Origin of the sequence: Oceaniovalibus sp. ACAM 378 (genome assembly GCF_008085915.1) — a bacterium.
Lineage (GTDB): Bacteria > Pseudomonadota > Alphaproteobacteria > Rhodobacterales > Rhodobacteraceae > Oceaniglobus.
Genome location: NZ_VSJK01000008.1, coordinates 78,351 through 101,575, shown reverse-complemented (window position 1 = coordinate 101,575; position 23,225 = coordinate 78,351). Strand labels below are relative to the sequence as shown.

At 61.8% G+C, this 23,225-nt stretch carries 14 protein-coding genes; 1 reads left to right on the top strand and 13 read right to left on the bottom strand.

The features are described from left to right. Positions 1–138: 138 nt before the first annotated feature. The 13 genes from FQ320_RS12360 to FQ320_RS12300 all read right to left on the bottom strand — a co-directional run bounded on the left by FQ320_RS12360 (position 139) and on the right by FQ320_RS12300 (position 14,239). Entirely contained in the window at positions 139–1,044 is a 906-nt protein-coding gene (locus tag FQ320_RS12360; protein WP_148472663.1) for an MBL fold metallo-hydrolase, read from the bottom strand. Beyond that, complete coding sequence (locus FQ320_RS12355) at positions 1,037–2,794, bottom strand: SulP family inorganic anion transporter (protein ID WP_148472661.1); 1,758 nt, start codon at positions 2,792–2,794, stop codon at positions 1,037–1,039. Before FQ320_RS12355 ends, FQ320_RS12360 begins: the two co-directional genes overlap by 8 nt. 154 nt (positions 2,795–2,948) lie before the next feature. Beyond that, positions 2,949–3,386: a DUF6691 family protein gene (locus FQ320_RS12350; RefSeq protein WP_148472659.1), complete on the bottom strand. Its 438-nt coding sequence runs from the start codon at positions 3,384–3,386 to the stop codon at positions 2,949–2,951. 3 nt (positions 3,387–3,389) lie between these two features. Continuing rightward, positions 3,390–3,821: a YeeE/YedE family protein gene (locus FQ320_RS12345; protein WP_222861610.1), complete on the bottom strand. Its 432-nt coding sequence runs from the start codon at positions 3,819–3,821 to the stop codon at positions 3,390–3,392. Between the two features lie 5 nt (positions 3,822–3,826). After that, positions 3,827–4,033: a DUF2892 domain-containing protein gene (locus FQ320_RS12340; RefSeq protein WP_148472655.1), complete on the bottom strand. Its 207-nt coding sequence runs from the start codon at positions 4,031–4,033 to the stop codon at positions 3,827–3,829. 70 nt (positions 4,034–4,103) lie between these two features. Then, positions 4,104–4,781: a Crp/Fnr family transcriptional regulator gene (locus tag FQ320_RS12335; protein WP_148472654.1), complete on the bottom strand. Its 678-nt coding sequence runs from the start codon at positions 4,779–4,781 to the stop codon at positions 4,104–4,106. Between the two features lie 210 nt (positions 4,782–4,991). Further along, positions 4,992–5,129, bottom strand: coding sequence for a cytochrome bd-I oxidase subunit CydX (gene cydX, locus FQ320_RS12330; protein ID WP_148472652.1), 138 nt, complete (start codon positions 5,127–5,129; stop codon positions 4,992–4,994). Between the two features lie 15 nt (positions 5,130–5,144). Continuing rightward, positions 5,145–6,305: a cytochrome d ubiquinol oxidase subunit II gene (gene cydB, locus FQ320_RS12325; protein ID WP_148472650.1), complete on the bottom strand. Its 1,161-nt coding sequence runs from the start codon at positions 6,303–6,305 to the stop codon at positions 5,145–5,147. A 5-nt stretch (positions 6,306–6,310) separates the two neighbouring features. Beyond that, positions 6,311–7,924 (bottom strand): cytochrome ubiquinol oxidase subunit I, encoded by a 1,614-nt coding sequence (locus FQ320_RS12320; RefSeq protein ID WP_148472648.1) that lies wholly within the window; start codon positions 7,922–7,924, stop codon positions 6,311–6,313. A 73-nt stretch (positions 7,925–7,997) separates the two neighbouring features. Continuing rightward, a complete protein-coding gene (locus FQ320_RS12315; RefSeq protein WP_148472646.1) occupies positions 7,998–9,632 on the bottom strand; it encodes an amino acid ABC transporter ATP-binding/permease protein in 1,635 nt (544 codons plus the stop codon). Then, positions 9,629–11,293, bottom strand: coding sequence for an ABC transporter ATP-binding protein/permease (locus tag FQ320_RS12310; RefSeq protein ID WP_148472644.1), 1,665 nt, complete (start codon positions 11,291–11,293; stop codon positions 9,629–9,631). Before FQ320_RS12310 ends, FQ320_RS12315 begins: the two co-directional genes overlap by 4 nt. A gap of 381 nt (positions 11,294–11,674) precedes the next feature. Then, positions 11,675–12,322, bottom strand: a complete 648-nt coding sequence (locus FQ320_RS12305) for a DUF924 family protein (RefSeq protein WP_148472642.1) — start codon at positions 12,320–12,322, stop codon at positions 11,675–11,677. 24 nt (positions 12,323–12,346) lie between these two features. Next, a complete protein-coding gene (locus FQ320_RS12300; protein ID WP_148472971.1) occupies positions 12,347–14,239 on the bottom strand; it encodes a cation-translocating P-type ATPase in 1,893 nt (630 codons plus the stop codon). Positions 14,240–14,777: 538 nt separating this feature from the next. On the opposite strand from FQ320_RS12300, the gene FQ320_RS12295 reads away from it, so the two are divergent. Further along, positions 14,778–23,207: a GH36-type glycosyl hydrolase domain-containing protein gene (locus FQ320_RS12295; protein ID WP_148472641.1), complete on the top strand. Its 8,430-nt coding sequence runs from the start codon at positions 14,778–14,780 to the stop codon at positions 23,205–23,207. Positions 23,208–23,225 lie beyond the last annotated feature (18 nt).

Below are 23,225 nucleotides of genomic sequence, written 5' to 3'. Positions count from 1 at the left end.
GACGAGGGACAGGCGTTCCAACGCGGCCATCGGGCAGACGGATATTTTAACGGTGAGGCATTTGAACCGTGAGGTCTGTTGCCACTCAAAAGCTATCGCGCTTTCCATGCACAACAGACCTCACCGAACCTGCGCCTCTCAGAACCGGTTTGCCGGAATCTTGAAGTAGCTGTGGCCGTCGTCCTCTTTGGGCGGCAGAACACCACCGCGCAGATTGACCTGCAAGGCGTGCAGGATCCTGTCTGGCAGGGCGAGCGTCGCGTCACGCTCTTCGCGGGTCTTGATGAAGGTTGCCTTGTCCGTCTTTGCATTGACGTGAATATTCTGCGCCTTGTGCTCAGCGACCGTTGCCTCCCACGCCGGCTCTTTGCGATCGCCCTTGCCGTAGTCATGGCCGACGAACAGGCGCGTGTCATCGGGGCGCGACAGGATCGACTGGATGCTGTCCCAAAGCTCCGCTGCACTGCCGCCGGGAAAATCTGCCCGCGACGACCCGCTGTCCGGGAACATCAGAGTGTCATGCACAAACCCGGCATCTCCGGAAAAATAGCTGATTGAACCAAGTGTATGACCTGTCGAAAGCTCAACGGTCACGGTCAGATTGCCGATATCAAAACTGTCGCCATCCTCGAAGAAGGCATCAAAATGCGGCGCAGGATCAAGATCCGGCAGGTTGTAGTAATCGCGCCAAAGCTGGGCGATCTTCTTTGTGCGCGCACCGATCGCGTTGGGCAGACCCGTCTGCTCTTTAAGCCAGGCCGCCGCCAGCATGTGATCCGCATGGGGATGCGTGTCGAGGATGCGGACCAGTTCAAGCTTTTGTTCCTTGACCAGTTCGAGCACCTTTTCGGCGCTTTCTGTCGAGGTTCGCGCGGATCTGGGGTCGAAATTCAGCACGACGTCGATCAAGGCGGCTTTTTTCGTCTCGGGGCAAGCCATGACATATTGAACGGATCCGGTATCGGCCTCGTAGATGCCCCAGATGTCTGGGGAACCGGATCCGGTTGACGGGCTGTGGCGGGTGAGGTGTTGATAGTCAGACATGACTGGCTCCTTTTGCAGTTGCGGTTTTAGGGTCTGGTGATGCGGACAAGGCGCAGACCGCGAGATGTTGCGACAGGAATACCTGTCCCGACAGTTCTGACAAGAAATGCGACCGTTCCAACCGGTCCATCACCGGGCCTTTGACTTCGCTGAGGTGAAAGCTGACGTTCTGGTCACGCAGCCGCGAATTGATCACCTCAAGGCTTTCCAGCGCGCTCATGTCGATCTCGTTCACAGCGGGACACATCAGGATGACGTGCCGCACGGCGGGTTGACGGGCGACCATGTCATAGATGCGGTCCTCCAGAAAACGGGCATTGGCGAAATAGAGGCTTTCATCGACCCGAAGCGAAATGATGTCCTCGCGGGTTTCGACCTTGTGACGATCGACATTGCGAAAATGCTCGGTTCCCGGAACACGTCCGACCACGGCCATATGCGGGCGCGAAGACCGATAGAGATGAATCAAGATAGATACGGCAACCCCTGCCGATACGCCAGCCTCGACTCCAAGGCCAAGCGTCAGGGCGATGGTGATGAACACAGCAGCAAAATCGGCTTTCGAATAGATCCAAGTGCGTTTGAGGATCGACAGATCCACCAGCGACAGCACTGCGACGATGATCGTTGCCGCCAGCGTTGCCTTGGGCAGGAAATGGATCAACGGCGTCAGAAACAGCGATGCGACCAGCAGACCGGCGGCGGTATAGGCACCGGCGGCCGGCGTTTCTGCACCAGCATCGTAATTCACGACCGAGCGGGAAAATCCGCCTGTGACCGGAAAACCGCCCGTAAGGGCCGCCCCGATATTTGCCGCGCCCAACCCGATCAATTCCTGATCTGGATCGATGCGCTGGCGTTTCTTGGCCGCCAGCGTTTGCGCCACCGATATGGATTCGACAAAGCCGATCACCGATATCAATAGCGCAGGCAACAGCAATGCACCGATAAGATCGGGCGCAAAACTGGGCAGCGTCAAGGGCGGCAACCCCTGCGGGACAGCTCCGACAATCGCCACGCCCCTGTCGCTTAGACCGAATACGGCGGTTGCCCCGGTGGTGACGGCAATGGCAAGAACCGGCCCGGCCTTGGACAAGATATTGACCGCGCCCGATGGCAGACCGGCCTTTTGCAAAAGCGGTTTCAGACCCTTGCGGACCCAGAACAGGAACGCGATGGCACCCGCCCCAAGGATCAATGTCGCAACGCTCAAATCACCGATGTTGCCCGCCAGAGAGGTCAGCATCTCCGGCAGTGCATGCCCGTCACCCCCGATGCCCAGAATATGGCGCAACTGACTGACAGCGATCAGAATGCCCGACGCGGTGATGAAACCGGCGATGACCGGGTGCGACAGGAAGTTCGCCAGAAATCCCAGCCTGAAAATCCCCAAAAGAAGCAGCATGACGCCCGACAATCCCGCCAGCGTCAGGGCAGCAACGGCATAACCGGCAGTGCCCGCCTGCGCGACCTCGCCGATTGCTGCGGCCGTCATCAGCGACACGACCGCAACCGGGCCAACCGCCAGGGCACGGCTGGTTCCAAACAGCGTGTAAAGGACGATTGGCACGATCGAAGCGTAAATACCGGCTTCTGGCGGCAGTCTAGCCAGTAACGCATAGGCCAGCGATTGCGGGATCAACATGATCGTCACAATGATGGCGGCGATCAGATCTCCGCTCAGCTCTGCGCGGCTGTAAGTCGCGCCCCATTTCAGGATGGGCAGATATCTGGACAGGTTCGGCGTCATGTATGTCTTTCAGGCGCTCAAAAAACGCCACAGCAAAATTTTATGCCGCCGGTATCGGCGGTTTTCTCTGGGCTTAGGGCACCGTATCAGCGCGATGGGACGGGGTGGGCCATTTTTTCACGCCCCTTCAGCATCGCGCTGTGTAAATGACAAATCAGGTCTTCGCAGTGGTCGACGCTGCTCCAAGAGATTGCAGGAATTTCGCCAGCCAGATACCGGCGACCATCGCGGTCACGAACAAAACCACCTCCCAGCGACCAGTGCCAAGCGCTGGCAGCGCTCCGCCGGGGCAGAACCCCGCGATGCCCCAGCCAATGCCGAACAGACCAGAGCCGCCGACCAGCCGTGCATCGATCTTGTTGCTTGTGGGCAGCTGAAAGCCGCTTTCGAACAACGGCCCGCGGCGCGCCAGAACAAGGCGATATCCGATGAATGTCACGACGACGGCACCGCCCATGACGAACGCCAGCGACGGATCCCAGGTTCCGGCAAAATCAAAGAAGTTCAGCACCTTGGCAGGGTTCGCCATACCGGAAATCGCAATGCCGACGCCAAAAACCAGCCCGATCAGATAGGTTGAAAAAAGTTTCATGGGTTACGCTCCGATAACATGGCGCAGGACATAAACGGTGCCGGCGGTCGTGATCATAAAGGTCAGCACGGCTATGAAAGAACGTGGTGACAGACGGGCCAACCCGCAGACTCCGTGACCGGACGTGCAGCCCGAGCCGTAGGTGACTCCAACGCCCACGACCAGACCACCAATCAACAGCATGGGAACTGAGACCGGCACCTGAACGGCGGGCATCTGTCCGGACAGTAACAGCACCGCCAGCGGTCCGCTGACCATTCCGAGCAGCAGAGCCAGCCGCCACAGCCGATCTTGGGATGGCCCGGGCGACAACAGGCCGCTCAAGATGCCCGTTGCGCCGAAAACCCGGCCAAGGCTCAGCATCAGCAGGGTCGCGGCGACCCCGATCAAGGCGCCTCCGCCGAGTGACTGCCAAGGTGTGAAAACGGTTTCCATCGCGGCTACCTCTGACATGTGCGAATGCCGAAGATGGCATAGAGCGGACAAGTGCTGATCAGCGCGGTCACCACGAAAATGCCACCCGCCGCGATCATCGTCCAATGCAACCAGCCGCTTGCCCCAAAGTCGGTGGCAAAGGCCGCAATCAGCAGGGCAATCCCCACCACGATCCGCAACCCACGGTCAAAATTTCCCATGTTCTTGGTCATGTTCAGTCCCCTTCAAGAATCAGTGTCAAAAACACGTTATCCGATAGGACAGGATCTCTCGGTGACTTCGTCACCGTTCTCCGGCAGAACGCGCCAGACGATCAAGCGCCGCGCGCCCAACCAACTGGATTTCGCCGCGACGCTGTTCGATCCAGCCGCGCCGCTGAAACTCGGACAGGGTGCGCGAGACGACTTCGCGCGCGGTGCCCAGCTCGGTGCCCAGCACAAGGTGGGTGGCGTGAACTACATCATCCACGGCCAGTTCCAGCAGCCGCGCAGCAAGCCGCACATCCATACGCTGAAAGACGATGTCGTCGATCAAGGTGAACAGGTCGGTGATACGTCGCGAATACGCCTTGAACACGAATTCACGGAACACTGACGACCGCGCCGCCAGATCGTCGAAGGTTGCGCGCGGAATCGCCACAGCGCGCACATCGGTTTCGGCGACTCCGTCGGCCGCGTAGTCCTCGAATGCCAACATGCAGGCGGTGGTCAGAACACAGCTTTCGCCGGCATTGACGCGGTAGAGGAACACCTCGCGTCCGGTGTCCGATTTCTGCTGCACGCGCACTGTGCCTTCGAGCAAAAGCAACAGGTTATCCGCCGATTGTCCGGGCTTGAAGACGGGCGTGCCCTCGGGAACCTCCACCACCTTGCTGCCCGCAACAAGTGCATCGCGCAGATCATTCGGCAAACGTCGCAGACCTTCGAACTGGTCAATCCATTGCGCGCTGTCCGTTTCCATATCGTATCCTTCATTTTCTTGACCAGCACGGGGCTGTCTGCGCGGTTTGCGATACTGCAACCGCGCCAGCACCGCCAAACACCGCAAGGGTAAGCAATCACCCGGGGTCGAAAATCCTGCTACTGTCGGACGTCCTGTTGTCCACTCGTTACTCTGATCGCCACCGATCCAGCCGCAACCAGTGGGTTTTCCGTGCGATACTGTGAATTTTCAGTGCAGATCTTTTTCCGCGCCCGGGTCGTCTTTCTCCCACAGGGCGCGGTCGCTGTGCATCTCAAGCCACATCGCGTTGACGACGGCAAACACCGCTGCCAACGGCAGGCCAAGCATCCAGGCAAAATACCACATGACGTATTCCTCTAATTAGTAGGCAGAGCCAGAGTCGGTCACATCAGACTCGGTGACCTTGCCCCAGAGCACTTTATAAACCCAAGCCGTGTAGGCCAGAATGATCGGCATGAAGATGGCGGTCGAGACGAGCATCACAAATAACGTCTGATGCGAGGATGAGGCGTCCCAGACCGTCAGCGATGAGCGGGGATCAATCGACGACGGCAGGATGAACGGGAACATCGTCAGCCCGACCGAGGAAATCGCGCCAAAAATGCCAAGTTTGGACCACAAAAGGGTCGACCCCTCGCGCCCCGCCCGCAGACCCAGCACGGCCATCACCATGCCGAAAAAGCCCAGTAAAGGCGCCAGCGCGATCCACGGACGCACCGCATAGGCGGAAAACCAACTGCCGGTACGCACGACTTCTGAGTAAAGCGGATTGGACGGACCGTTGGCGACCGCGGGGTCCAGCAACGCATAGCCCTCAATCCCGAAAGCCATCCAAAGCCCGGCCAGCGCATAGCCCGCGATGGTCACAACCCCGGTGACTGACCCGATGGCCCGGGCGCGCGCGGCGACAACACCCTCGGCCTTGAACGACAGCCATGCCGCGCCGTGGGTGGTCAGCATCGCCAGAGACACGATACCCGCAAGCAGGGCAAAAGGGTTCAGCAGGCCCGCGAACTTGGCGTGGAACGCGCCCTCGTAACGGGCGAAAAGTTCCGGGGTGAATTCAAACGGAACACCTTGCAGCACATTGCCCACCGCAACACCGAAGATCAGCGCAGGCACCGCACCACCGGCGAACAGCGCCCAGTCCCATGTTGTCCGCCAGCGCGGATCCTCACGTTTCGAGCGATATTTGAACGCCACGGGACGCACGATCAGCGCCGCAAGGATCAGGAACATCGCTAGGTAAAAGCCCGAGAAACTGACCGCATAAAGCGGCGGCCAGGCGGCAAAGATCGCGCCGCCGCCAAGGATGAACCAGACTTGGTTTCCTTCCCAGACCGGGCCGATTGTATTGATGGCGATGCGGCGCTCGACATCCGTCTTGCCCACAAAGGGCAGCAGAACGCCGACCCCCATGTCGAAGCCGTCACTCAGGGCAAAGCCGATCAGCAGGACACCGAGCAACAGCCACCAGATAACCCGCAGCGCATCGTAAGAGATCAGTTCAAAAAGGATCATGACACTTACTCCGCCGGGGTTTTGGCAAAGGGGCCTTTGCCGTCAGTGGTGCGCAGCCGGTATTCATGGCGCGCCGTCCAGATTTCAGTCTCTTCCACGTCCTCGGTCGGCCCCTTGCGGATATATTTCAGCATCAGCCCCATCTCGACAATGAACAGGACTGTATAGAAGACCATGTAGCCCGTCAGCGTCAGCAACAGATCGCCAACCGACAGGTGACTGACCGACATCGCCGTGGGCAGCACCCCGTCCACCGTCCAGGGCTGGCGACCGTATTCGGCGACAATCCAACCCAGTTCGGCCGCAATCCACGGCGCCGGGATAATCGCAACCGCCCCCCAAAGCGCCCAACGAGGATAGACTTGGCCGCGAAAGCTGGACCGCCAGAAGAAATAGACCATTACGGCGATAAAGCTGAAACCAAGCCCGACCATGATCCGGAACGCCCAGAACAGCGGCCAGACATTTGGCACCGTGTCTTCGGCAGCCTGCTTGATCTGCGTCTCGGAGGCGTCGCGCGGATCGTCCAGATAGCGCCTGAGAAGATAGGCATAGCCAAGGTCTCCGCCGTGATCTTCAAAGGTCTGGCGCACTTCGGGCGTTGTTTCTGCCCGTTGCTCGCGGATCGTCAAGAGCGCGTCATAAGCGATCATGCCCGACCGAATGCGGTCTTCGGATTCCGCCACAAGGTCATTGATGCCGGGAATTTTCTCGGTCAGCGAACGGGTGCCAATCAGGCCCATCAACCAGGGAATCTTGACCGCATAATGCGTCTCGCGCGCTTCCATGTCGGGGAAACCGATCAGATTGAAGGGCGCGGGGGCCGGTTCGGTTTCCCACATGCCCTCAATCGCGGCCATTTTCATTTTCTGGTTATGCGAAACATCATAGCCGGATTCATCGCCCAGCAGCACCACCGACAACGCCGAGGCAAGGCCAAACGACGCGGCAACCGTGATCGACCGGCGGGCAAGTTCGATATGGCGCCCCTTGAGCAGATACCAGGATGAAACGCCAAGAACGAAAACCGCAGCCGTGACATACCCTGCCGAGACGGTATGGACGAATTTTGCCTGCGCGACCGAGTTGAACATCACCTCATAGAAACTGGTCAGCTCCATCCGCATGGTTTCAGGGTTGAATTCGGCCCCGACCGGGTTCTGCATCCAGCCGTTGGCGATCAGGATCCAGAGCGCGGAAAAGTTTGACCCGATCGCGACAAGCCATGTCACGGCGAGATGGCCAACCTTGCTCAGCTTGTCCCAGCCGAAAAAGAACAGCCCCACAAACGTCGCCTCAAGAAAGAATGCCATCAATCCTTCAAGAGCCAGCGGTGCGCCGAAGATGTCGCCGACATAGTGACTGAAATAGGACCAGTTCATGCCAAACTGGAATTCCATCGTGATGCCGGTGGCCACGCCAAGTGCAAAGTTGATGCCAAAGAGCATGCCCCAGAACTTGGTCATCTGCCGCCACATCGGGCGGCCCGTCATGACATAGACCGTTTCCATGATCGCGACGATCACCGACAGGCCCAATGTCAGCGGCACGAAGAGAAAGTGATACATGACCGTCGACGCAAATTGCAGACGTGACAGCTCGACGATATCGAGTTCCATTTTCGGTTCTCCTAGCGACGGGGTGAACGGAATTGGCCGGAGTGCCGACTCAGCCGAAGGTTGATTGGTGCCGTCATACCTGCAAATCCAATCGGAGGTTGGTGACTTCGTCATTTTGCAACGAAAGTTGCCGGGTAAACAGCGGATGATTGGCGCTTCGGTGCAGGGTCGCGATGATTGCCGCCTCAGGCAGTGCGTTGCGCAGTCCCCAAAGCACCCGATTGGCCGTGTCGGCGTCCAAGCCTTCGGTCGGTTCGTCCAGCAGCAAAAGCCGAGGAGATTTCAGGACCGCCCGCGCCAAGGACAGCCGCCGTGCCTGTCCACCGGAAAGCCCTGCGCCGCCCTCATTCAGCCGGGCGTCCAGCCCGCCGCGTTCGCGGATCACATCGCCCAGCGCCACCGCATCCAAAGCGCGCCACATCCCGGCATCTTCGACTTCGCCCGCCAAAGAAAGGTTCTCGCGGATCGTTCCGGCAATCAGCGCGCTGCGTTGTGGCACCATCGTGACAACCTTTCGCAGCGCCGCGTCCGCCCAGTGGGCAGGAGGGCGGCCAAGAATGCTGATCCCGTCGTTGTCAGCAAGCCCGGCAATCTGCATCAGCAGGCTCGTCTTGCCGCTGCCGCTGGGCCCGGTCAGGGCAACGGCGTCTCCGGCCTCCAGTTCAATGCTCAGTCCGCGCTGGCTAAGGGTCAGAACGGGCGTGCCCGCCAGACCGACCTCCTGGCAACCTGAGGGCTGTGGCTTTGTGTCCGTCCCGATGCGCCGGGCAGCACCGATCATCCTGCCGTAATCGGAAAAACCGCGCCGCAGCGGCAGCAACGTTTCAGCCAACGCCAGCGCGACAAAGACACCGATGGCGCCAATTGCGGGCCCTGCCATATCGCGCGCAACCAACCAACCGCCAACCATCAGCGCCAGAGCCGCAGTCGCGGCAACCAGCGCAGACAGCGCCGCACCTGCATTGCGGTCGACCCGGTCCAGCGCCCGCGCGGCCTTGCGGGACTGCGCATCAATCGCCAACAACTCCGCCTCGCGCGGGGCAAGCATCGCGCCAAGGATCAGCGATTGGCGATTGCGGATCATGTCGATAACGCCATGCCGCAGCCTCTGGTCCTGCGCCTCGACTTCGTCCGAGGGCCGGATACTGCGCCGCGCCAGATGCCAAAGGATAATCGCCGCAACGGGGGCATAACCGCCCAGAATGGCCCATGCGACCGGCCATCCCGCCAGCCAGCCAAGTGCCAGAAAGACAACCGCATGGGTGACGAACGCCGCCGATAGGGGCAGCACGAGCCGCAGCAAAACCCCGTCAAGCGCATCCACATCCGACACGATCCGCGTCAGCACCGCCTCACTGCGCAGGCTGGCCAGCTCACGGTCGCCCAACCGGGATTGCCGGCGCAGCAGCGTCACCCGCAGCGCAGCCAGCGCGCGCAGCGTCGCGTCATGGGTCAGGATTCGTTCACCATAGCGCGCCGCCGTTCGGCCAAGCGCCAGAAACCGCACCCCTGCCGATGGACGGAACACGTCAAAGGCGATCCCGATACCAGCAAGGCCAGCGATCCCTGTCGCGGTGATGAACCAACCAGACAGGCCCAGCAGCGCCGCGCCCATCAGCAAAACGATCACCGTAAGCGCCGCCCCTCGCGCCATCGCCCAGGGTGCCGCTGTCAGAAGCAACCGAATGATCGGAACAAGCGCCCTCATGCCCGAACCTCGATGGAACGGTCCATCGCTGCGGCCAGCACTGGGTCGTGGGTTGCGACGATCAGGCTATGCCCGTCGTCCTTCAGCCGGACCAGCGCGCGAATAACCTGCGCTGCGGTTTCGGGGTCAAGATCCGCTGTCGGCTCGTCGGCAAGGATCAATTCGCGCCCGCTCAGGATGGCGCGGGCGATCATCAGCCGCCGCGCCTCGCCGCCCGACACACCGCCGCCGGACTCGCCCAGCCGTGTGTCCAGCCCGGCGCGCAGGCGCTGCACAATCCCCGCGGCCTCGGCTTGTCGCAGGGCGGGCCATGGGTCGGTGCCGCCGCCATCGGGGTCAAGCCAATCGCGCAATGTCTGATCGGGAAAATGCGGCGCTTGCGGGATCAGGGTGATGCGCGCCCGCCAGGCATCTGCGGTGCTGTGATCCAGCGAGTGACCGCAAACGGAAATGGCCCCCGCCGACAGTGGAACCAGCCCCGCGATGGCGGCCAGCGCGGTGCTTTTGCCCGCACCACTTGGCCCGGTCAGCGCCAGCGTCTCCGGGGCCCGCAACCGCAGATCGGGCAGCACAACCTTGCGCCCCGGCAGCGCGACGACCGTACCGGACAGCGCAAGCGCAAGGGGCCCGGTCATCGGGGATGCAGCCTCGGCAAGTCCGACAAAAGCGACCCTGTCGGCGGCGTCCAGCGCGTCCAGATCCGCCACCACGGACAATCCGGCGGCACGGTCATGCCAAGCTGCGGCCAGATCGCGGAACGGCTGAAAGAACTCCGGTGCGATCAGCAAAAGAAATATACCCGCGTCCAGTCCAAGCGGCGTGCCCCAACTGCCGAACCGGATCGCGCCCAAAAGCGTAAATCCGACGAACACGGCGACCATCGCGACACCGACGGCGCTGAAGAACTCCAACACCGTCGAGGACAGAAACGCGATCCGCAGCACCGCCATCGTGCGGATGCGCAACGCTTCGGCCCGGCCGCCGAAATCCGCCGCCGCACGCTCTGCCGCCCCCAACAGCCGGATGTCCAGCATCGCCGACAGCCGGTCCATCAGCATCGCATTCATCGACCCGATCTCGTCCATCTGGCGGCGCGACTCGTCTTCTGCCGCCTTGCCGACAAGCGCCATGAACACCGGGATCAGCGGCCCCGCCACCAGCAGGACCAAACCTGCCACCCATGAATACCAAAAAGTCAAAGCCAGCAGGACAGCGGGCAGCACCGAAACCCGCACCATGGCGACGTGATAGCGAGTGATCCAAGGCTGAAGCAAAGGCAGCTTTTGCACGATCAGCGCCGCCACCTCGGCCGAACTCGCGTTCGCACGCGCGCGTGCCTCACGCCCGATCAGCGCGGCACGTTCGCGGGAGATCGTCTGGTCAGCCGCCTCGAACAAATAGCCGCCGGCAAGGTGGTCGAGCCCGGCACGCAAGACACCGCCGAAGACAAAGACCAGAGCCGCGATACCGGTGCGATCCATGTGGCCCGCCACCCAACCCGAAATAGCCCAAGCCAACGCCGCCGCCTGAAACGGCCAAATCAAACCAGCGATGACCGACAACGCGCCCGCAATGCGCAAAGGCCGCGCAACGGGCATTATGATGCGCGCTTGCGCACGCTGCCGTGCAGTCGGGTTCTCTTGGCGCTGGGTTGTGGTCATTGCCATAATCTTTGCAGTCTATTCTGCGCGCAACCGACCACCCGGAGCGCCCCCTTGCAACCCGCTACAGTGCCGCAGCCCCGATGACCGACGCAGCGCAAGATCGGCGAACACCGCCGAAACGGTCGATGTAAAGGTGACCAGAACCGCAACCTGAATCGAGGTGATGAACGCTCCCCATCAATGACGGTGACGCCGCAACGGACGATCCCCCTGCGATCGATGGATTGGCCGGAGCCTCGATTTCATTCTGACCGGTTGGATGCCGCAGGTCGTCGCGCAAGGCCGTGATACGGTGATTTGTTCACCGGTTTGAGGATAAGCGATGAACGCCAGATACTTGGCGGTGCTTGCCCATGGGCAACAATTTGCATCAGGCGGTTACTGAAATGCTCTCATGTGCGGAAACTGGCCTTTGGCGAGGTATACTTGCTCGGCTGCGGTCGAACTGCGGTTCAGAACTTCATTGCGGTGGGGGTGGCGACCGAATGTGGCAATGATTTTTCGAACGTCGTGGGCTTGATTGACCAAAGAGAGATAGATTGGCCGCAGGGGGATCGGTGCGGTTTCAGCTATTTCTTGCCGCAGATGGATCAACCGGTCGAGACGCTGCAGATGGTCCGGGCCTTCGCAATGGCCCAGTGGCAGGCCATACACAATCTGGAACCACGGAGTCGCCAAAGCGGAAAAATGACCGTTCGATAAGCCCTCTGTCACAAGCGCCAACGCGGACGGGTCTTGCGCATAGGCGCGCGCATCATCCCGCCAGACAGAGCGGGAAAACTGATCAAGGATGATGATCAGCGCCAGTCTTCCGTGCGGATCAATCGCCCAGTGATCAAGGTCACCCTGCGCCGCCCTTTCAGTGAGTTGTGAATAATCCGCCGTGATCTGATCATCCGCGCCGCCCTGCATCCTCCAGTGCCAATGCGCACGGTGCGCCTGCGGATCAACATCCAACGAACGCCCCTCAGGAAACCAGAACCCGAGAACCTCGTCCCATTCCTGCCTCTCTTTCAAATCCGTCATGGCAAGCCCACTTTCCGCAACCGGTCACTTCGCCGTGCCAAACCACCTCGCGAAACCCTGTGACTCGCGAGATGCAGCGTCCCGCTTCACCGGGCGGGCGGGGTTTGAGAGCAAGCGAAGCCCATTCAGCACCACCAGCACCGTGCCGCCTTCATGGCCGACGACCGCCAGCGGCAGTGGCAGATCAAAGAACAGCCCGGCGATGACCAACACCAGCATCACACCGATGGCAAAAATCAGGTTCTGGCGGATGATCCCTGCCGCACGACGGGCAAGGCGGTGTGCATCGGCAAGCTGCCGCATGTCCTCGGACAACAGCGCCACGTCAGCCGCCTGCAGCGCGACCTCCGAGCCTGCGGCCCCCATTGCGATACCGATGTCGGCCCGCGCAAGCGCCGCCGCATCGTTCACGCCGTCACCGACAAAGGCCACCTTGCCGGTCTCGGCCAGCTGTGCGACCGCCTTCACCTTGTCTTGAGGCAGCATTTCGGCGTGGATCTCGTCGGGGGAAAGGCCAAGCTCGGCACCGATGCGCAACGCCACCGGTCGCCTGTCGCCGGTCATCATCACGATCCGGCGCACACCGCTGGCACGCAGGGCGGCCAGCGCCGACGCAGAGCTGGGCCGAAGCTCGTCCGCCACGCTGACCGCACCCAGCACCTCGGCGCCGCGCCCCAGATAGATCACCGTATCTGCACCCTCGGCCAGAACCTGCAGGCGGGGGGCGTCCACGGGCGCACCCATCGCTTTGGCCAGATAGGGATTTCCAGCCCAGACCGGACCCAGAGCGTCATGGCCGGTGATGCCGATGCCCGGACGGGCGCTGACCTCGCTCACCTCGGTCGGATCAAACCCGCGTTTGGCGGCCTCACGCCGGATCGCCGTGGCGACGTGGTGTTCGGAATGCGCCTCGAGCCCGGAGAGCAATGACAGGAACCCCGCCTCGTCATTGTCGAGCGCAACGATCTGCGTCACCGCGGCCTGACCTTTGGTCAGCGTCCCGGTCTTGTCGAAGGCGAAGGTATCAACCGCCGCAAGCGTCTCAAGCGCCGCGCCGCCCTTGAACAACACCCCCCCGCGCGCCGCGGCGGACAGCGCCGACAGGATCGCTGCGGGAACCGAAATGACGATGGCGCAGGGGCTGGCTGCAACCAGCAGCGTTGCCGCCTTGTAAAGCGCGTGTTTCCAATCGCCGCCCAGCCAGTAGAACGCGGCAAAGGCAAGCGCCGCCCCGATCAGGACGGCGACGGTATAGCGCTGGCCAAACCATTCGCTGAAACGCTCTGACGGGGCCTTGGCCGCATGAGCCTCGGTCACCAGCTGGATCATCCGGGCAATGGTGCTTTCGCCGACCGTGCGGGTCACCGTGACGTCCAGCACCCCGTCGAGGTTTACCGTCGCCTCAAAAACCGGCTCGCCCGGACCTTTTGAGACCGGCATGGATTCACCGGTGATGTTGGCCTCGTCAAGCCCGCCGCGCCCCAGAGCAATCGTGCCATCGGTTGGCACCCGCGCGCCCGGGCGCAGCACCACGATGTCACCCACCTCCAACGCTGCGGCCGCGACCTCTTCTACCGATCCCGACGCGGTCTTGCGCAGCGCGGTCTCGGGGCGCAGCGCCATCAGCGCCTCAATCGCATGACGCGCACGGCCAAGCGCACGTTCCTCCAACGTGCCGGCAACGCTGAACAACGTCAACAGAACCGCCCCCTCAAGCGGCGCCCCGACAGCAGCGGCTGCCACGGCGGCAACCACCATCAACAGATCGATATCAAGGACGTGATCCTGCCAAAGCTCCGTCCCGGCACGCCACGCCGCGGGCAGTCCCCCGGCAAGATACACGGTCGCCAGAGCCGGATAGGCAAGGGCTGAAAGCCCGTCACCCGGCCACCACATCCCGGCCATGCCCAAAATCATTCCCAGAACAGTAATCAGCGACAGGACGACCGAGCGGTCGCGCAGCAGCGGCTGGGGCGAGCCTTGTTCAACGTCTCGATTCACGACATCTCTCCACTGACAGCAGCATGCTGATCAGGCTAAGTTCAGTAAATTTCGTTGTGTTAGCGCTTTGGGCCTGACGGTTTCAGTTTCAAACCTACGTCAGACAGTAGCCTCCATAAAGCAAGAAAGGCCAGCGGCGCTGCGTCAAAAACACCTGCGCCTTGCGCAACGCGAGCCCGTCGATGACCCGCCAGAGCTTCAAAGACAGCAGTGACGGCAGGGAACTGGTCACGAAGATGAACCATCAAATGTCGTCAATTCCCCCGCGCATTCTCAGGCCCCCCGCCCCATCCGGAGCGATGCAGGGAACCGGACCGGGCTGCGAACGTTGGTATGCGGGTTCCCTCTCGTTCGGTCCGGGCTTGTCACGCACAGGCATCGGTACTGTGCGCCCGACTGTGCAGCCGTGTCATTGTTCAGGAAAAGAATTGCATAATATGGTAACGATATTCCCATGAACTGGGCCGCGTCATTCAGGCAGCGAACACCGCAAGTCCCGACCGACCTTTCGCCCGTCGAAGATGAGTATTTTTCGGTCGAGCAGTTGGTGGATTGCGGTCGGCGGCTGTCGTCATCGGGTACGGTTGGTAAACCGCGCCGTGGACATCAATTCTTCACCCGCCAGCTTGACGACGATCTGGAGCTGATCTCGAACGCCTATCGGGCAAACCTTGCCGCCAATGCCGCAGGCGACATCGTTCCGCCCGCTGCCGAATGGCTTCTCGACAACTACCTTATGATTGCCGAGAGCGTCGCGCAGGTTCGCCGGGATCTGCCGCCGCGCTTTTACGGCCAGTTGCCCATCGTCCGCAGGGCAAATCACGTCGAAGAACCCCGCGTGATGCAGATCGCGCGCCATTGCGTGCGACACTCGCTGTTCGAGATCACCCAACCGCGCCTGTCTGCAATCGTGAACGGATTTCAGGAAACCAGCCCGCTTGAGATCGGCGAGCTCTGGGCAACTCCGGCGGTCCTGCGCTTTGTTCTGATCGATGAACTTGCCCGCATCGCGCAAGGTATCGAAAACGCCCGCGCGATGCTGGATCATGCGGATGCGATGGCCGATCAACTGGTTCGCGCCCGTCTGCCCGGAGAGGGGCAGAAGATCAGGGCCGAATATGATGCCTATGCGGACGACGATGCCTTTGTCGGACAGCTGCTTTACAGGCTGAGTGGCGAAGGGGTTGAAATTCGTGACACCATCGCGTGGCTGGAACAGCATCTGGACGCCCGCGGAAGTGACACCGAAGAAGCTCTGATCGTCGAGCAGAACCGTCAGACCGCCGCCAACGTGCGGATCGGCAACGTGATACTCAGCCTGCGCACACTGAACGATATCGACTGGTCCGAATGGCTGGTTTCCGTCAGCGTCGTCGATGCACAGCTGCGCGAACGCTCCGATTTTGCCGCGCTCGATTCCCAGTCGCAAAGCCAGTATCGCCGCGTGGTCGAAGACCTGTCTCGCTGGTCGGGCAAGGATGAATCCGATGTGGCGAAGATGGCGCTGGATCTACTTGATCAGGCGCCGGGCGATGCGATTGTAAGCGATGTCGGCTCGTTCCTGATCGGACCCGACCGGGTGCGGCTTGAAACGGCGCTGTCGGCGAAAGTGCCGTGGCGTTTGCGTCTGCGCCGCCGGGTTGGATCTCTGGGCTGGGTGGCGATCGCATTTCCGGTGGCCCTGTTCACGCTGGCGCTGGTCACTGCCGCCTTTGGCGCGTTGGAAAGAGGCCCGGCGGGCATTGCTGGCGCGGCCTTCCTGACGCTGCTGGCACTGCTTCCCGCCAGCGAAGCGGCGACAGGGCTGTTCAACACGCTTGTGACGATGTTCACCGAACCCACCCGGCTTGTCGGTTACGAATACGAAGACGGGATTCCGGCCCGGGCGCGTACAATGGTGGTTGTGCCCTGCCTGATCGGATCGCGCGACGCCATCGACGATCTGGTGCGCACGCTTGAGGTCCATCACCTTTCGAATCCGAAAGGCGAGATCACCTTTGCGCTGCTCAGCGACTGGCCCGACAGCGCCCATGAACGCAACGAAGAAGACGACGCCCTGCTGGACTATGCCCGACATAGGGTCGACGAACTGTCGCGCCGGTATCTTAACGATGGCCAAAGCCGGTTTTTCCTGCTGCACCGCGTCCGGTTGTTCAATCCCGGTCAGGGCGTCTGGATGGGTTGGGAGCGTAAGCGCGGCAAACTGATGGAACTGGATTCCCTGCTGCGCGGCGACACCGACACCACCTTTCTGCCGTCTGACACAGCTTTGCCCGTCGATGTTAAATATATCATGACTCTCGACGCCGACACACGAATGACGCGGGATGCGGTGACCCGGCTGGTCGGCAAGATGGAGCATCCGCTGAATCAACCGCGGATCGATGCCGAAACAGGCAGGGTTCATCGCGGATATGGCGTGATGCAACCCCGCGTCACCGCGTCGCTGACCACCGGCAAAGAGGCTTCGGCGTTCCAGCGGATCTTCTCAAGCAATCGCGGCTTCGACCCCTATGTGTTTACCGTCTCCGACGTCTATCAGGACCTTGTGGGCGAAGGATCTTTCACCGGTAAGGGGCTGTACCATATCGATACTTTCCGCGAGATGGCGGCGGAAGGCATCCGCGAGAACACGGTTCTGAGCCACGATCTGCTTGAGGGCGGGTTGGTGCGCTGTGCGCTGATCACCGATGTCGAACTGGTCGAGGATTTCCCGATCCGATACGAAACCGAAGTGGCGCGTCAGCACCGCTGGGCACGGGGTGACTGGCAACTTCTGCCCTATCTTCGTGGCACGCAACTGCCGCTTTCCGCACTGCAACGCTGGAAAATGTTCGACAACCTGAGACGCAGCCTTGTCCCTGTGGCGTGGCTTGGCGCGTCGATCCTCGGCTGGATCGTCCTTGACCTGAAAGAAGCGATGTTCTGGCAGGCGCTGCTGGTGCTCAGCTTGTTTGTGTCACCGACGCTGGGACTGCTGCGGGACATGGCGGCACTGCCCAAGGGCACTGGATGGCTGGCGCATTTGCTCTGGCTGGCCGATCAGTTTGCCTCGAACACGGCGCAGGTGGTTTTGCGCATCATCCTTATCGCGCATACGGCCACCGTCATGATTGACGCGATATTCCGGACGTTTTACCGGCTTTTCCTCAGCCGTCGAAACCTGCTCGAGTGGCAGGCGGCCAGTGCGGCACCACGGATCGTCCGCACCTCTGCCTTCGCGTATTGGTCATCGATGCGTTGGTCCGTCGCGATCAGTCTGACGGCCGTTGCGGCGACGCTTGCGCTTGGCGGGGCCTGGCCGGTTGCGGCTGCTTTTGGCATCCTGTGGACCGCCGCCCCCTTTATCGCATGGTCGGTCAGCCGGTCCGCCGAAACCGAGGATCAACTGATCGTCTCAGCGGCGGACCGGACCGCGCTGCGTCAGATCGCACGGCGCACCTGGAGCTATTTCGAAGTTTTCGTCACCGAAGAGCACAACTGGCTTCCGCCGGATAACTTTCAGGAAATCCCGACCCCCACGGTTGCCGCGCGCACCTCGCCCACCAACATCGGGCTTTACCTGTTGTCGGTCGTCGCGGCGCGGGATTTTGGCTGGATTGCCCTCAGCGCCACGGTGACCCGGCTTGAGCGGACGATTGCGGCAATGGCCGGTCTGGACACTCATAACGGACATTTCTTCAACTGGTACGACACGCGCCGGGCGGCCCCCCTTGATCCGCGCTATGTCTCGACGGTGGACAGCGGCAATCTTGCCGGGCACCTGATCGCGGTATCGGCGGCCTGCTCTGAATGGGCCGAAGCCCATGTGGCCCATCTGTCGGGTGGCTTTGACGGGCTGCGCGATTGTCTTGGTGTGCTGGCCGAAGAGATCGAAACCATCCCCGATGACCGCCGGACACTGCGCCCGCTGCGCCACCATCTGACCGAACGGATCGCCGATTTCCATCGCGCGCTGCGCACCATGGACGAGCAACCGGAAATGGCCTCGGTCCGGGTGATCGGCCTTTCGGTGATCGCTGCGGACATCGAAAAGCTGACCCGCGACTATGACGCCGAAATCGGCACCAAGGTCAGCCGGTCTGCAATTGTTTGGGCGCAGGCACTGGGACGCGCCTGCGAAGCGCGGATCGCCGATACCACCATGTCGCGCGACGCCCGTGATGAATTGCGCAACCGGCTTGAAGTCGTGGCGCAAAAAACCCGCGAGATGGCGTTCAAGATGGATTTCGGGTTTCTGCTGCACCGCGACAGGTTGTTGTTGTCGATCGGTTACCGCGTCGATGACGATACGCTTGATGAATCCGCCTATGATCTTCTGGCCTCCGAAGCCCGGCTGGCCAGCTTTTTCGCCATTGCCAAGGGCGATCTGCCGACCGAACACTGGTTCCGCCTTGGCCGTCCGATCGTTCCGGTCGGAGCCCGCGGATCGCTCATGTCATGGTCCGGGTCGATGTTCGAATACCTCATGCCGACACTGGTGATGCAAGAACAGCAGGGCGGAATCCTGAACCAGAGCAACCGGTTGTCGGTGCGCCGCCAGATACATCACGGACGCAGGCGCGGCTTTCCCTGGGGTGTCTCGGAAAGCGCGTTCAACGCCCGCGACCCTGAGATGACCTATCAGTACATGACATTCGGCGTGCCCTCGCTCGGGATAAAACGCGGGCTGGCAAGCCAGGCTGTCGTTGCTCCCTATGCCACGATCCTCGCCAGCCAGTTCCAACCTGCGGCGGCTGTCGATAACCTTGCACGGCTGCGCAAAATGGGCGCCATGGGGCAATACGGGTTTTATGACGCGGTCGATTTCACCCCGGCCCGCGTCCCCGAGAATGAAACCTACGTTATGGTGCGCAACTTCATGGCCCATCACCATGGCATGTCGATCGCTGCCATATCCAACGTCGTCCATGAGGGCCGTCTGCGTGAACGGTTCCATTCCGATGCGGTGATCGAAGCGGCAGAACTTTTGTTGCAGGAGCGTGCGCCGCGCGCCGTGCCACACAAGATCGCCCGCATCGAAGCGGAGCCTGTCCGGGGGCGCTCGGATTTGTCGGCGCGGGAAAATACGATCATCGACAATCCCGCTGCACATCCGAATGCGGCGGCGTTGCTGTCCAACGGTCACTATTCGCTGCTGTTGTCGTCACGCGGATCAGGGCGCGCGTCGTGGAACGGTCAGGCCGTCACCCGCTGGCGTCCCGATCCCGTCGAACCGGGCGCCGGACCGTATCTGTTCCTGCGCGACACCGGAACCGATCAGTGGTGGTCAGCGACGGCTGAACCGGTCCGCGTCGCCGACGAACACACGCAGACGGTCATTTCCGACAGCAAGGTCGAGTATCACAAGCAGGTTGGCACCCTGCGGTCCCGGATCGATGTGATCGTCGCCAGCGACCGCGACGCCGAGGGCCGCTGCCTGACGCTGACCAATACCGGATCGCGCGACAGGTTGATCGAAGTCACATCCTATTCAGAACCGGTGATCGGGCCTGCCGATGCGGATTTCGCCCACCCGGTCTTTTCGCGGATGTTCGTGCACACCGAGATTTCGCGCAACCGGCAGGTGATCCACGCCCGGCGCAATCCGCGCCGCCCGGATGAACCTGCCATGCGCGTCGCGCACATGCTGGTCGATTTCGGCGCGGGCGTGGGTGCCGCCGAGGCAGAAACCGACCGACGCCGGTTCATCGGTCGGGGCCGGACGCTTGCCGATGCCGCAGCCTTTGATCCCGGCGCGACGTTCGAGGGCAGCGACGGGTTCACACTTGATCCAATCTTCGCGCTGCGCCGGACGTTGCTGGTTCCCGCCGGTGGCAAGGCGCAGCTGATCTTCTGGACCATCGCTGCCCCCGCCCGTGAAGACATCGACGCGGCAGTGAACTATTTCAGCCACGCCGAGAATTTCGTCTATGAGGCGATGCAGGCCTGGACCCGGTCGCAGATCCAGTTGCGGCACGCCAACAGTGACCTGACCGAGGCGGCGCTTTTCAAACGTCTGGCGTCTTATCTGATCTGGCCGGACCCGACGCTGAAAATCGCGGGCGAAAGCGATTTGTCGGCACCGCAGTCGGCGCTTTGGCCGATGGGCATTTCGGGCGATCATCCGATCATGGTGTTGCGGATCGACTCTGCCGACGACATCGCCGTCGTCCGCAAGGCGATCCGGGCGCATATCTATTACCACAGTCGCGGGTTGATCACGGATCTGGTGATCATCAACGAGCGTGCGGCCTCCTACATTCAGGATCTTCAGTCGACGATCGAGGGGACCGCCGAAATCACCCGCGCACGCAGCCAGGTTCCAGCTTCGCGCGATCACATCTTCACCCTGCGCCGCGACACGCTGGCCGATGTCTCCTATGACGCGCTGCTGGCAGCGGCGCGGGTCGTTCTGCACGCACGCAACGGCACGTTTTCGGCACAGATCGACCGCGCCGAGACACTGGTCGATCTTCACTTCGGCGCGACCCTGACCGCCGGTTCGCCACCTGCCCCGCGCCGCATGCCGTTGCCCGCCATCCGCACCAAACCGGACCAGCCAAAAGATTTGCAATTCTGGAACGGCTACGGCGGTTTCTCAAAAGACGGGCGCGATTATGTCGTGCGTCTGGGCACCGGCGAGGCAACCCCGCAACCCTGGATCAACGTGATCTCGAACGGCGATTTCGGCTTTCACATCTCTGCCGAGGGCGCGGGTTTCACCTGGAGCCGGAACTCGCGCGATCACCACCTGACGCCGTGGTCCAATGATCCGGTGACAAACCGCCCGGGTGAGACGATCCACCTGACCGATCTTGACACCAACGAGGTTTTCACCCCCTTCGCCGCGCTGTCCAGCAGTCCGGGCGCAAGGTTCGAGGCCACCCATGGTGCAGGAATTTCGCGTTTCATCTGCATCGATGGCTCGCTGCGCCTAACGGCGACGCAGATCGTCGATCCCGTTGATCCCGTCAAAATCACACGGCTTTCCGTCACCAACTCGGGCGCGAAAGCCCGGCGGTTGCGGCTTTATTGCTATGGCGAATGGGTCATGGGCAACAATCGCGACAAGACCGCACCGATGCTGCGCACACAGGAAAGCGACGGCATCCTGATGGTCGAGAATCCGTTTTCAATCCAGTTTCCCGGCCGCACGGCGTTCCTGGCCAGCGATGCCCCCCTGTCTTCGTTCACGGTAAGCCGGGGTGCTTTTCTGGGCATGGGATCAACCCTGTTGCCCGATGCCGTGGCGCGGGGCGCCGGGCTTTCGGGCGACGCGGCAGTGATTGGCGATCCTTGCGCCGCGCTGGCGATCGATCTTACCCTTGCGCCCGGAGCAACCCGCACCGTCACGCTTTTGCTGGGCGATGCGGCGGGACGCGACGCAGCGATTGCCTTGGCGCAAAAGCATCGCAAGGGCACGTTTGAAGGCGCACGGGATGCCACCGCCCGCCAGTGGGACGATTTCCTGAATGTTCTTCAGATCAAGACCCCCGATCCAGCCTTCGACATCATGGTCAATCGTTGGTTGCCCTATCAGACGTTGTCCTGCCGGATTCAGGCACGTTCGGCGTTTTATCAGGCAAGCGGCGCCTTCGGGTTCCGCGACCAGCTTCAGGATACCCTGTCGCTGTTGCTCCACGATCCCGCACTTGCCCGCGCCCAGATCCTGAACGCGGCGGGCCGCCAATTCCCCGAAGGCGATGTGCAGCACTGGTGGCTGCCCGAAACCGGCGCGGGCGTGCGGACGATGATTTCCGACGATGTGGTGTGGCTGACCTATGGCATCACGCAATACATCGATTGCACCGGTGACGCGGCGATACTGGACGAGGTTCTGCCTTTCCTGACCGGTCCGCAACTGGAGCCGGGCGAACATGACAGCTTTTTCCAACCCAAAACTTCGGACGAGACGGCAAGCGTCTATGACCATGCGGCCCGCGCTCTGGATCTGGCCATCGCACGCACGGGCGAGCGGGGCCTTTCACTGATCCTTGGCGGCGACTGGAATGACGGCATGAACCGCGTGGGCGAAGAAGGCCGCGGCGAAAGCATCTGGCTCAGCTGGTTCCTGGCCCATGCCTTGGACGTTTTCGCGCCCGTGGCCGAGGCGCGCGGCGACACGGAACGCGCGGCACAGTGGCGCGAACATCTGGGCAACCTGAAAAGCGCCATCGAAAGCGCAGGCTGGGACGGCGACCATTACCGGCGCGGATATTACGACAACGGCACCCCTCTGGGATCGCTGGAGAGTGACGAATGCAAGATCGACTCGATCGCGCAGTCGTGGAGCGTGATGTCAGGTCAGGGCGATCCCGAGCGGCAGAACGGCGCGATGGATCAGGTCTTGCACCACCTCGTCGATGACGAAGCCCGGATTGTCCGCCTGTTCACCCCGCCGTTTTCCGATACGGTCCAAGAGCCGGGATACATCAAGGGCTATCCCCCCGGCGTGCGGGAAAACGGCGGCCAATATACCCATGCGGCCACATGGACGGTCTATGCGTTGGCGATGTTGGGGCGCGGCGACGATGCAAAGGCCTGTTTTGACATGCTGAACCCGATCAATCACGCGCTGACCCGCGCCGCCGCCGACCGCTACCGGGTCGAACCCTATGTCGCCGCTGCCGATGTCTACGGCGCCGATGACAAGGCCGGGCGCGGCGGCTGGACATGGTACACCGGATCGGGTGGCTGGCTATACCGCGCGGCGGTCGAGGCGATTCTGGGCATCCGCAGACGTGGCGACCGGTTGTTCGTCACCCCTGCCCTGCCGACCGATTGGCCCGGCTTCGAGGCCACCGTGACACTGGACGGCAAGTCATTTCGGATCGTCGTCACGGGTGCCGAGATCACCATCAACGGCGAGGTGATTGATCCGCAAAAAGGCGTGGCGATATGACCGCAGGGTCGATGCAAC